Origin of the sequence: Aeromonas sp. 603757, assembly GCF_049171255.1 — a bacterium.
GTDB lineage: Bacteria > Pseudomonadota > Gammaproteobacteria > Enterobacterales > Aeromonadaceae > Aeromonas > Aeromonas veronii_A.
In genome coordinates this window covers 50,855-62,784 of sequence record NZ_JAAKOE010000003.1, presented here as the reverse complement: position 1 = coordinate 62,784, position 11,930 = coordinate 50,855, and the positions used below count along the sequence as shown (strand labels likewise).

The 11,930-nt window shown below is 61.6% G+C and carries 7 protein-coding genes; 5 read left to right on the top strand and 2 right to left on the bottom strand.

Annotated features, from left to right (window positions below):
• The first annotated feature begins 5 nt into the window (after window positions 1–5).
• Both bioD and htpX read left to right on the top strand, forming a co-directional pair.
• Window positions 6–683 (top strand): dethiobiotin synthase, encoded by a 678-nt coding sequence (bioD, locus tag G5332_RS03905; RefSeq protein WP_227340888.1) that lies wholly within the window; start codon window positions 6–8, stop codon window positions 681–683.
• A 110-nt stretch (window positions 684–793) separates the two neighbouring features.
• The gene (gene htpX / locus G5332_RS03900; RefSeq protein WP_069527876.1) at window positions 794–1,666 is read left to right on the top strand and encodes a protease HtpX; all 873 of its coding nucleotides are present in this window, start codon (window positions 794–796) and stop codon (window positions 1,664–1,666) included.
• A gap of 77 nt (window positions 1,667–1,743) precedes the next feature.
• Here htpX and G5332_RS03895 read toward each other — a convergent pair whose 3' ends face one another.
• Both G5332_RS03895 and G5332_RS03890 read right to left on the bottom strand, forming a co-directional pair.
• Complete coding sequence (locus tag G5332_RS03895; protein ID WP_266134426.1) at window positions 1,744–3,456, bottom strand: methyl-accepting chemotaxis protein; 1,713 nt, start codon at window positions 3,454–3,456, stop codon at window positions 1,744–1,746.
• A gap of 224 nt (window positions 3,457–3,680) precedes the next feature.
• Window positions 3,681–5,483, bottom strand: coding sequence for an MOSC N-terminal beta barrel domain-containing protein (locus G5332_RS03890; protein ID WP_421249155.1), 1,803 nt, complete (start codon window positions 5,481–5,483; stop codon window positions 3,681–3,683).
• A gap of 125 nt (window positions 5,484–5,608) precedes the next feature.
• Between G5332_RS03890 and G5332_RS03885 the strand changes: the two genes are divergently transcribed.
• The 3 genes from G5332_RS03885 (at window position 5,609) to nifJ (ending at window position 11,756) form a co-directional block, all read left to right on the top strand.
• Entirely contained in the window at window positions 5,609–6,361 is a 753-nt protein-coding gene (locus tag G5332_RS03885) for a substrate-binding periplasmic protein (protein ID WP_216954185.1), read from the top strand.
• A gap of 176 nt (window positions 6,362–6,537) precedes the next feature.
• Window positions 6,538–8,184 (top strand): NAD(P)-binding protein, encoded by a 1,647-nt coding sequence (locus G5332_RS03880; RefSeq protein ID WP_421311128.1) that lies wholly within the window; start codon window positions 6,538–6,540, stop codon window positions 8,182–8,184.
• Window positions 8,181–11,756, top strand: a complete 3,576-nt coding sequence (nifJ, locus tag G5332_RS03875; RefSeq protein ID WP_421311127.1) for a pyruvate:ferredoxin (flavodoxin) oxidoreductase — start codon at window positions 8,181–8,183, stop codon at window positions 11,754–11,756. Before G5332_RS03880 ends, nifJ begins: the two co-directional genes overlap by 4 nt.
• Window positions 11,757–11,930: the final 174 nt, after the last annotated feature.

Here is an 11,930-nt window from a genome sequence, read left to right as displayed (position 1 = left end):
ACCATATGAAATCATTCTTTATCACCGGCACAGATACCGATGCGGGCAAGACGCTGGTGGCACGCACTCTGCTGCGCGAATTCAGCGCACAGGGGATCCGCTGTGCCGGCTACAAGCCTATCTCGGCAGGGTGTGCCCGAACACCCGATGGATTGCGCAACCTCGACGCTGTTCTGTTGCAGGAGGCGGCGAGTGTTCAGCTGCCTTATGAGGTGGTCAATCCCTTTGCCTATGAGCCGCCGATTGCGCCCCATATCGCTGCCAGCGAGGCGCGCCAGCCCATTACCATGCAGGGGCTGAGCGAGGGGCTGCGCAAGATTGAACAGGCAGGGGCCGAGCTTGCAGTAGTGGAAGGGGCGGGGGGCTGGTATCTGCCGCTGGATCGCAAGCATCTGCTGTCGGATTGGGTGAAGCAGGAGAACATGCCGGTGATTTTGGTGGTGGGGGCCAAGCTGGGCTGTCTCAACCATGCACTGCTCACCTTTGCTGCCATTCGCAACGATCGGTTGCCAGTGGCGGGATGGGTTATTAATCGCCTTCACAGTGCCATGAGCCACTATCAGGAAAATCTGGACACCCTGAGGGGGATGTTACCGGCCCCGTTTCTGGGGGAAATTCCCTTTATAAACAATCCATTTGAGGCTGATTTGCAGGGGCGGCTTGATATCTCTCCGCTCTTGTGACGTCACATTCAGCGAACATTCATCGAGTCTCCCTAAAATTCATCCATAACATGGAGATAGGGAGGTCGAGTGATCTCTCTCCGTGTCTTTAATTCTCACAAGGAGTCTATATGAAGCGAATTATGCTATTCCTGGTGACCAACCTGGCCGTCATGCTGGTGCTGGGGGTGGTACTCAATATCCTGTTCTCGGTTCTGGGGATCAACAAGTCCAGCATTTCCGGGCTGTTGATGTTCTGTGCCGTGTTCGGTTTTGGGGGTTCCTTTATCTCCTTGCTGATGTCCAAGTGGATGGCCAAGCGCAGCTATGGCGTCCAGGTCATCGAGCAACCTCGTAACGAGACCGAGCACTGGCTGGTGAGCACTGTTGCCCGTCAGGCCCGCGAAGCGGGTATCAAGATGCCGGAAGTGGGGATCTACGACTCTCCCGAGATGAACGCCTTTGCGACCGGCGCCCGCCGAGATGATTCGCTGGTGGCGGTCTCCTCCGGCCTGCTCTACAGCATGAGCCGTGACGAGGCGGAAGCGGTACTGGCCCACGAGGTGAGCCACGTTGCCAACGGCGACATGGTGACCCTGACCCTGATCCAGGGGGTGGTGAACACCTTCGTGATGTTCTTCGCCCGCATCGTGGCTGGCGTCATCAGCAACTTCTTCAGTTCCAACAACGAGGAAGAGAGCAGCAGCACCGGTGGTTTTGCCTACATGATCACCGTGTTTGTGCTGGAGATGTTGTTCGGCATTCTGGCCTCCATCATCGTCATGTGGTTCAGCCGTCAGCGCGAGTTCCGTGCCGATGCCGGTGCCGCCAAGCTGGCCGGTCGCGACAAGATGATTGCCGCCCTTGAGCGCCTCTCCCGCGGTGCCGAGCCGCAGCTGGAAGGCTCAATGATGGCCTTTGGCATCAACGGCAAGCGCTCCATGAGCGAACTGTTCATGAGCCACCCGCCCATCGAGCAGCGTATCGCCGCCCTGCGTGGTTGATAGATACTGAATGACAGGGGATAACGCCGAATAAAAAACGGCTGCCTTGGGGCAGCCGTTTTGTTTTGCAGCCTTCTTTAAAGCTTGAAGTGCCCCATCTCCTGGCGCAGCACCCGTGACAGCTGCTTGAGCTTGGCTGCCTCTTGGGACACGTGGCGGGCGGCATCCCCCGATTGTTCCGAGAGGGAGGTGATGTTGCCGACGGTAGAGACCACCTCGTTGGCGGCGGTGGACTGCTCGCGCAGGGTGTGGCTGATCTCTCCCATCAGACCGGTGAGATTGGAGGCGTGGCTCTGGATGCTGGCGATTGCCTGCCCGGTCTGGTTGGCCAGTGTGACCCCGCGGGAGACGTTGTTGACCGTGTTCTCCATGCTGCGGATAGAGGCATCCGCCCCGCTCTGGATCTTGCTGATCATCCCGGTGATCTGCTGGGTCGAGGCCGCCGAGCGGCTGGCCAGATTGCGTACTTCGTCGGCAACTACCGCAAAGCCGCGACCCTGTTCACCGGCCCGCGCCGCCTCGATAGCCGCGTTGAGGGCCAGCAGGTTGGTCTGATCGGCGATGCCGCGGATCACGCCGATGATCTCCGAGATCTGCTGGGTATGGCTGTTGAGTTCTGCGATGGTGCTGGCTGCTTCACCGACCGTGGTGGAGATATTCTCGATGCTGCCAAGCGTCTCCTTGATGACCCCGGAGCCCTCCTCCAGCGTGTCGGCTGAGACCTTGCTGAGCTCGTCTGCATGGCTGGCATTGTCGGATAGGTGGCTGATGCTCACCACCAGCTCTTCGATGGCGGCGGCCATGGTCTGGGTACTGGTTTGCTGATCGGTGGCGAACTGGGCGGTCTGCTCCGCTATCTGGGCGATGCTGTCGGCCGAATTGGACAACTCCTCGGTGGAGTGGGATACCTTGCCGATGATCCCCTTGAGGGTGCTCTGTGTGGTGCCAAGCAGGCCGATAAGACTCTCTTTCGAGCCTTGGGGCACCTTGATGGGGCGGGAGAAATCCCCTTCCGCCAGCAGATGGAGATCGGTCTTGAGCTGTTCGACCGAGGTGCCCACCAGATCGAGCAGGGAGCGATATGTGCGCCAGAGGAAGAACATCAATACCAGGCCCAGAGCGATAAAAAGGTAGCGCAGCATGTCGGTATTGGCGGTGGCACTCTCGACCGCCTCCTGGTTGCGCCCCTCCATCATCACGTAGAAATCGTCGATGGGTGACATGATGCGACCCTTGTTCTGGTGATAGGCCTTGTCATGCATCATGGCGATGGCCTTCTGCTGGTTGGCGGCCAGATCACCGTCCGTCTGCTGCACCAGTTTGAAGGCAGCCACCTCGGTGTTGACCAGTGCATCCGAGTTGTTCTTGGCCTCGTTGAGCTTGGCGAGTTCAGCATCGGTGAAACCGGCATCCTTCATCAGATCGATCAGGCCGCGGCGAACATTGCTGTCGGGGCGAGGATTCTGGCCGTTGGCCGCGACAAAATCCCAATAGATACGGTTGTAGCCATCCGGTCTCGGCTGTTCGCCGTTGCGAATGGCCAGTATCCGCATGTACTGCTGCTCGTAGGCTGGATCCTTGGTGATGACGTAGGTGCGACCGAGTCGGGTCAGGTCATCGGAGGATTGGCGCAGCTCGTCGGCCAGCAGGTAGGAGAGATATTGTTGTCGATAACTCTCTTCCAGTTGTTTACCCGCCCAGCTGTAGGCGAAAAACACCAGTGACAGCAGGATCAGGGTGATCACGGAGAGCAAGAGGTTGAGTTGAAAGGCGGGTTTGTTCTGTTCCATGGTTTGAGCGTCCTTATTCTCACCGGGTAACCCCCTTGGTCAGACGGCAAAGGCCGCTACGTCGGAGGGGTTTTGTTGTTATTGCTGTGAGTATAGAAGTCATCGTCGGCATGGTTGCGCAGGCGGGGCGAGAAAGAGACGAGAATGGAGGAACCGCGGGTCGACAGGGGGGAAAAGGTCGGCCAGGATCGGGGCCCAGCCAGCCTTTTCGTGGCTCGATCACCTTATTTGATGACGATGTCTGTGAGCGGTACGGCGCAGCAGGTGAGGATTTTGCCCTCTGCCCGCTCGGCGGCACTGATGGCGGGGGCGTCGGGGTGATCCACCTCGCCCGAGATCAGCGTCTGTTTGCAACTGCCGCAGATCCCGGCGCGGCAGCTCCAGGGCAGCTCTACGCCTTGCTTGTTGGCCTGATCCAGCACAGTGCCCTGATTGTTGCCGGTAAAGGCTTGGGCGCCGATACGCAGTTGTACCGCCTGATGGGGGCGGGCCACCGAGAGAATGGCGCCGCCAAAACTCTCCTGTTTGATCCGTGCGGCCGGAACGCCGAGGGCCGCAACTTTGGCGGCAGCATCGGCCATAAAACCGTGGGGGCCGCAGATAAAGACCTCTTTTTCGGCCAACCCTTTGACCAGTCGCAGATGCTCATCATTGAGTCGCCCTTGCAGCCCCTGCCAGTGATTGTCCGGCTGGCTCAGGATAATGGTGAGGGTCATGCCCTGCTGCGCCATGGCGTACAGTTCGCTGGCGGCGGGAATGTCCGCTTCACTGCGGCACAGGTGCATAAAGTGAACCTCTTCCAGCTCCCCGCGTAGCGCCAGGGTGCGGGCTATCGCCAGCATGGGGGTGACGCCGGAGCCTGCGGAGAGCAACAGGAGGTTGCGCTCGGACCCTAAGTGAAAATCGCCAGCGGGGTTGGCGGCCAGCAGCCGATCACCCACCTGCAACTGCTGGTGCAGCCAGTGGGAGATGCGGCCACCCTCCACCTTCTTGACGCTGATGCCGTAACGCTCCGGGTGATCCGGCGTGGAGCTCAGGGTATAGCGCCGCTGGATCCGTTCATTTTTGATATCGAGGCTGATGGGCAGATGCTGGCCCGGCAGGTAGTCGGGCAGAGGCTCGCCATCGGCTGCTTCGAACCAGAAGGTCTCCAGAGCCCGCGCCAGCGGTTCGCGGGCCATGCAGACCAGCTCCCGCTTCTTCGGCGCGGCGGCGGGATAGACCACCGGACGGGTGCGCTCCAGCACTTCTATCTCGCTGCCTGCCTCAATCCAGCCCTCGTTCAGCGCCACCAGATTCTGGCCGAAGTAGACCTCGCCATCCTCGCCACGGCGGTAGCGGGTAAGGGTGGCCAGCGGCTCTTTCAGGGCGTTGAAACGATCGGTGCCCGCTTCCACCGTGGTCATGATGCAGCGGCTGCAGGGCTTGACCACTTTAAATTCCACTTCGCCGATGCGGATGCGCACCCAGCTGTCCTCCTCGAAGGGCTGGGTATTGCTTGCCACCAGATTGGTGCGGAACTGGCTCATCTGGTGCAGCGCATCGGAGCGCAGATTGAGATCCTCAAGGGAAGCCTGGCTTATCAGCAGCAGCGGATAACCGTCGGCAAAGCTGACCCGGGTGCCGGTCTTCTCGCGAAAGCGATCAGAGGTCTCACCCAGCCAGAGCAGTTGCACCGTTTCCCCTGCCACCCGGCTCAGCCACCCATCGGCTTTGGGGTCGGTGTGCAGGGCGGTGAAACGGTCGCTCCAGACTCCGGTAGCTTGCGGGGCGCAGCTGAAGTCGGCCTCTTGCAGGGTGAGCGGTTCAAAGCCCGGATAGCGCAGTTGCAAGCCTCCTTCGATGGGGGTGGCCACGACCTGTTGCAGCTGGGGATGGGTACGGGCGGTGATAAAGGTGCCGTCCGGTTTGACCACCATGTAGCGGCGATCCCCTGCCAGTCCCTCTTCGGTCACCCGGGCGCGAGCCAGCGGCATACCTGCAGTCGATTTGATGGGGTAGAGGTGAATGCTGTCTAGCCTGGGCATCTTCATATCCTTGTGACGCGGCGCGATCGCCTAGAAAAAGGGGAACATAACGGTTCCCCGGCGATCCGGCAATCCTTTCAAGGGGGCGGTCTATAGTTGGGAAAAGAGAACAAGAGGGCATCGGGATGAAAATAAGCTGGTTGCTGGCGGGGAGCCTTTTTTGCCACGGGCTCTGGGCGCAGGAGCTGACCCTGACCACGGGAGAGTATCCCCCTTACTGCTCCGAGACGCTGAAATATCAGGGGCTTATCCCCCATGTGGTGAGCGAGGCATTCAGGAGTGAAGGGGTGAGCGTCAAGTTCCAGTTTCTGCCCTGGAAGCGGGCCTTTCGCTTGTCGGAGGAGGGAGTGGTGGATGGCACTGTCCACTGGTATGAGTCGAGCGAGCGGCGCAAAACCCATCTCTACAGCGATCCCATCCTGAGCGAAACCTACGTCTGGTTCTATCTCAAATCAAACCCGCTGGAATGGCGTGGCTATCAGGATCTGGCGGATCGCAAGCTGGCTGCGGTCAGTGGCTATACCTACAATGCAGATTTTTTTGCAGCCATCGCGCAGGTGCCGCTGCAGGTGCAGTTCGTCACCCGGCTGCGCCAGAGCTTTGATCTGCTGCTCTCCGGCCGCGCCGACCTGACCCTGGAGAACATAGATGTCGGCTACTACTCCCTGCGTCAGTTCTACCCGGCCAGCACGGTCGATCTCTTTGCAACCCATTCAAAACCCGTGATGAAAGTTGAAGGCCACCTGCTGATCAGCCGCAAGCGTGCCAACGCTGACGAGCTGATCAAAACCTTCAATCGGGGGCTCGCCAAACTGAAAGCCAGCGGTCAGCTGGAGAAGATGTTACTTGAGTCACGTTCTGGTCTCTATGAACCATAAAGTGCAACATTTTTTGATCCTGATTCGCTAATCAGTACAAAAAAGCGGCCATTATCGACTCAGTTCCCAGTTTCTAACGCTTTCGCTTCTTCCCCATCCGGCCACCGTCCGCTTCGGCTACACGGTATCAAGCGCCATCGGGTGGGGCCTGTCACACAAAAAGAAGAAAGCAATGTATGAGCAAACAACTGGACATGACCCCATTGCCGGATCTCTCCCTGAAAACGGGAACAGGCCCGGTGCGTACCCGGCTACCCGTTTGGCGGCCGGCCCTGCCACCCTGCAATCACGCCTGCCCGGCCGGAGAAAATATCCAGGCCTGGCTCTCTTTGGCGCAGGCCGGCCGTTTTGAGGCGGCCTGGCAGACCCTGATCGAAGAGAACCCCTTGCCCGCCATCCATGGCCGGGTCTGCTATCACCCCTGCGAGAGCGCCTGCAACCGCGGTCAGGTGGATGAATCCGTCTCTATCCACGCCATCGAACGCTTCCTCGGCGACGAAGCGCTGGCCCGTGGTTGGCAGCCTGCGCCACCTGCCCCTGCCAGCGGCAAGAAGGTGCTGGTCATAGGCGCTGGTCCCTCAGGTCTCTCCTGCGCCTGGCACCTCAACCGGCTCGGTCATCAGGTGGAGATCCGCGAAGCGGGGCCGCTTGCTGGCGGCATGCTGCGCTTTGGCATTCCCGCCTACCGTCTGCCCCGCGACGTGCTGGATCGGGAGGTGGCCCGCATCGTGGCTGCTGGTGTCACCCTGACCCTCAACCACAAGGTGGAGGATGTGCTGCGCGAGCGCGACGAGGGGGGCTTTGATGCCGTCTTTATGGCCATCGGCGCCCATCTGGCCAAGCGGGTCGATATTCCGGCCCGGGAAGCGGGCAAGATCCTCGATGCGGTGAGTTTCCTAGAGCAGGCCAGTCTGGCCGAAGAGCAGGGCTTGCCGCCCCCCAAACTGGGACGGCGGGTAGCGATTTATGGGGGTGGCAATACCGCCATGGATGCGGCCCGTACCGCCCGCCGTTTGGGCGTTGAAGAGGCAATGATCATCTACCGCCGCGACCGGGACCATATGCCTGCTCACGCCTTTGAAGCCGACGAGGCCGAGGAGGAGGGGATCAAGATCAACTGGCTGCGCAGCATCCGCCAGCTCGACAATACCCATATCGAGGTGGAGGTGATGGCGCTGGATGCCGAGGGCAAGCCGGTGCCCACCGGCAAGTTTGAAACTCTCGAAGCGGATTCCCTTATTCTGGCGCTCGGTCAGGAGGTCGACCTCTCGGTGCTGGAGAGCATTCCCGGCGTGCGGGTCAACAAGGAGGGAGTGGTGCAGGTAGCGGGTAACCTGATGACGGATGTGCCGGGTTTGTTTGCGGGCGGCGACATGGTGCCCTCCGAGCGCACCGTCACCATCGCCACCGGCCATGGCAAGAAGGCGGCGCGCCATATGGATGCCTGGCTGCGCGGTCGCCACTACCAAAAGATGGTCTCCTACCCGCTGGTGGGGCCAGAGCAGTTGCAGCTCTGGTTCCAGACCCACGCTCCGGCCAGCAGTCAGCCGGTCAAACCGGCGTGGGCGCGGGATGACTTTGGCGAGATCATCGGCGGGCTGGATGAGGTGGCCGCCCGCTACGAGGCGGCGCGCTGCTACTCCTGCGGCAACTGCTTCGAGTGCGACGGCTGCTATGGCAGTTGCCCCGAGCAGGCCATAGCCAAGCTGGGGCCGGGCAAGGGGTATCAGGTGGATGCCGAGCGCTGCACCGGCTGCGGTGCCTGTCATGATCAGTGCCCTTGTCACGCCATCGAGCTGCGCCAACCGGAGGAGTCCCTATGAAACATGAATTGATCATGGTCGACGGTAACGAAGCCGCGGCTCGGGTGGCGTACCAGCTGAGTGAAGTGTGTGCCATCTACCCCATCACCCCGAGCTCGACTATGGCCGAACTGGCCGATGCCTGGGCGGCAGAAGGGCAGACCAACCTGTGGGGCAACATCCCCACCGTGGTGGAGATGCAGAGTGAAGGGGGGGCGGCCGGCACGGTACACGGCGCCCTGCAGGCGGGGGCGCTCGCCACCACCTTCACCGCCAGTCAAGGGCTGATGCTGATGCTGCCCAACATGTACAAGATCGCCGGTGAATTGACTTCGGCGGTGTTCCATGTGGCGGCCCGCTCGCTGGCGGCGCAGGGGCTGTCGATTTTTGGTGACCATCAGGACGTGATGGCGGCGCGCAGCACCGGCTTTGCCATGCTCGCCTCCGGCTCGGTGCAGGAGGCGCAGGACCTGGCCTTGGTCGCCCACAGCGTCACCCTGCAGTGCCGGGTGCCCTTTATCCACTTTTTCGACGGCTTTCGTACCTCCCACGAGGTGAACAAGATCACCGCCCTGCATCGGGATGAGATCCGGGCGCTGATCGACAACGATTGGGTACGCGCCCACCGTGCGCGGGCCCTCAACCCGGATCATCCGGTGATGCGCGGTACCGCCCAGAACCCGGATACCTATTTCCAGTCCCGCGAGAGCGTCAACCCCTTCTACGAAGCGGTACCGGCGCGGGTGCAGCAGTGCATGGACAATCTCGGCGAGCTGACCGGCCGCCACTACCGGCTGGTGGAGTACCACGGCGCGCCCGATGCCACCGACGTCATCGTACTGATGGGCTCGGGAGCGGCCACCGCCCGCACGACTGTGGATTGGCTCAATCAACAGGATCGCAAGACCGGGGTCTTGGTTGTGCGCCTCTATCGCCCCTTCCCGGTACAGGCGCTGCTCGATGCGCTACCGCAGAGCGTGCGGCGCATGGCGGTGCTGGATCGCACCAAGGAGCCGGGGGCGGGCGGCGAGCCGCTGCTGCTGGATGTGCAGAGCGCCCTTATCGACGGTTTGCAGCGCGGCCTTATCAAGCGGCTGCCCTGGCTGAGCGGCGGTCGCTATGGCCTCTCTTCCAAAGAGTTCACCCCCGCCATGTGCGCGGCGGTGTTCGAGGAGTTGGCATCCGATGCGCCGCGCCCCCGCTTTACGGTGGGGATTGTGGATGATGTGTCGGGCCTCAGTCTGGCCTGGCACCCCATCGGCGATCTGGAGCCTGCCAGCCGGGTGCGGGCGCTCTTCTTCGGCCTCGGTGCCGACGGCACGGTGGGCGCCAACAAGAACAGCATCAAGATCATCGGTGAGCTGGAGGGCTTCCACGCCCAGGGCTACTTCGTCTACGACTCCAAAAAGTCGGGCTCGCGCACCGTCTCCCACCTGCGCTTTGGCCCCGAGCCCATCGACGCCCCCTGGCTTATCGAGCAGGCGAGCTTTATCGGCTGCCATCAGTGGGGCTTTGTCGAATCGGTCGATCTGCTGGAGCACGCCGCCGAAGGGGCGACCCTGCTGCTCAATGCCCCCTACGAGGCTGACAAGGTGTGGGGCCAGCTGCCCGAGCGGCTGCGTGCCCGCATTCGCGCCCTCGATATCCGCCTCTACTGCATCGATGGGGATCGGGTGGCCGAGCAAAACGGCATGGGCAATCGCATAAACACCATTATGCAGACCTGCTTTTTCGCGCTGGCCGGAGTCTTGCCGCGGGATGAGGCCATTGCGCTGATCAAGGAGAGCATCGAGAAGAGTTATGCCCGCAAGGGGCCCGAAGTGGTTGAGCGCAACTTCGCGGCGGTGGATGACACTCTGGCTCATCTCCATCAGGTGGCCATCCCGGCCGGTGAGGAGCAGATCAGCGACTATCCGCTACCGCTGGCACCGGGTGGCAGCGAGTTTGTCCAGCGGGTCACCGGCGAGATGCTGGCGGGGCGTGGCGATCTTATTCCGGTCTCCATGTTGCCGGTGGATGGCACTTACCCCACCGCCACCAGTCGCTTCGAGAAGCGGGATATCGCCCGCGAGATCCCGATCTGGCACTCCGATATCTGCATCCAGTGCGGCAACTGTGTCTTTGTCTGCCCCCACGCGGCGCTGCGGGCCAAGTTCTACCATCAGGACTGGCTGGCGACCGCCCCCGAGGCAGCCCAGTCGGTGCCCGTTACCGCCAAGGGCTTCCCCGACAGCCGCTACACCCTGCAACTCTATCCGGAGGATTGCACCGGCTGCGGTCAGTGCGTGCAGGCCTGTCCGGTGCGGGTCGGGGCCGATGAGGAACACGAGGGCGAGCGCGCCATCACCATGATGGACAAGGCGCCCCATCTGGCTGGCCAGAAACAGGCGCTGCGCTGGTTCGAGAGTCTGCCGTGGCCTGCCCGCGAGCGGGTGGATTTCTCCACGGTGCGCGGTGCCCAGTTCCTCGAACCCCTGTTCGAGTTCTCCGGTGCCTGCGCCGGCTGTGGCGAGACCCCCTATCTCAAGCTGCTGACCCAGCTGTTTGGCGATCGCATGCTGGTAGCCAACGCTACCGGTTGCTCCTCCATCTATGGTGGCAACCTGCCGACCACGCCGTGGGCCAAGAATGGCGAAGGGAAGGGGCCAGCCTGGTCCAACTCCCTGTTCGAGGACAACGCCGAGTTTGGCTTTGGTTTTCGTCTCACCGCCGATCAGCATCACGGTCAGGCGGTGGCAGCCCTCGAAGCGATGAAGGGGGAGCTGGGCGCCGAGCTGGTCGATACCCTGATTAGCGCCCCGCAGCGGCTGGAGTCGGAGATCCGCGCCCAGCGCACCCGGGTCGCGCAAGTGCGCGAGCGGCTGGAAGAGGTAAAGTCCGGCAAGGCCCGCGAGCTGCTGTCGCTTATCGATCAGCTGGTGCGCCGCTCGGTCTGGATCATCGGCGGCGATGGCTGGGCCTATGACATCGGCTCGGCGGGGCTCGATCATGTGCTCGCCTCCGGGCGCGATGTGAACGTGCTGGTGATGGATACCGAGGTCTACTCCAACACCGGCGGCCAGATGTCGAAATCGACCCCGCTCGGTGCCGTCGCCAAATTCGCGGCGGGAGGCAAGACGCTGGCCAAGAAGGATGTGGCGTTGCAGGCCATCTCCTACGGCAACGTCTATGTTGCCCGCATCGCCTTTGGTGCCAACCCGCAGCAGGCGCTGCAAGCCTTGCGTGAGGCCGAAGCCTATCCGGGCCCGTCGCTGATCATCGCCTACAGCCACTGCATCGCCCACGGCATCGATATGGAGTTTGGCCTGACCCAGCAAAAACGGGCCGTGGCCTCCGGTCACTGGCCGCTGATGCGCTACAACCCGGTACTGCGCAGATCGGGGCAGAACCCCTTCAGCCTCGACAGCCTGCGCCCCTCTATCCCCCTTGCTGAATATCGGCAGGAGGAGACCCGTTATCGGGTGCTGGCCCAGAGCCATCCGGAGGAGGCCGAGCGGCTGATGCAGGTGGCGCAACAAGTGGCGTGGCAGAAGTGGGCCACCTACGAGGAGATGGCCACCCGCGAAGCCAGCCATTTCCATCCGCCGGTGTGAGGATTGTGTGAGTGAAATATAACCAAGCGGGCCATTGGCCCGCTATTTTTATATTGATAGCAAAGGGTTCTTGGCTTACGAATATATGCACCACCTACAATGTTGTAAATTTATAAAACTTGGGTGGGAGTGATACAATAGATTGTCTATAAAGGGAGAGCTTCCATTTATCCG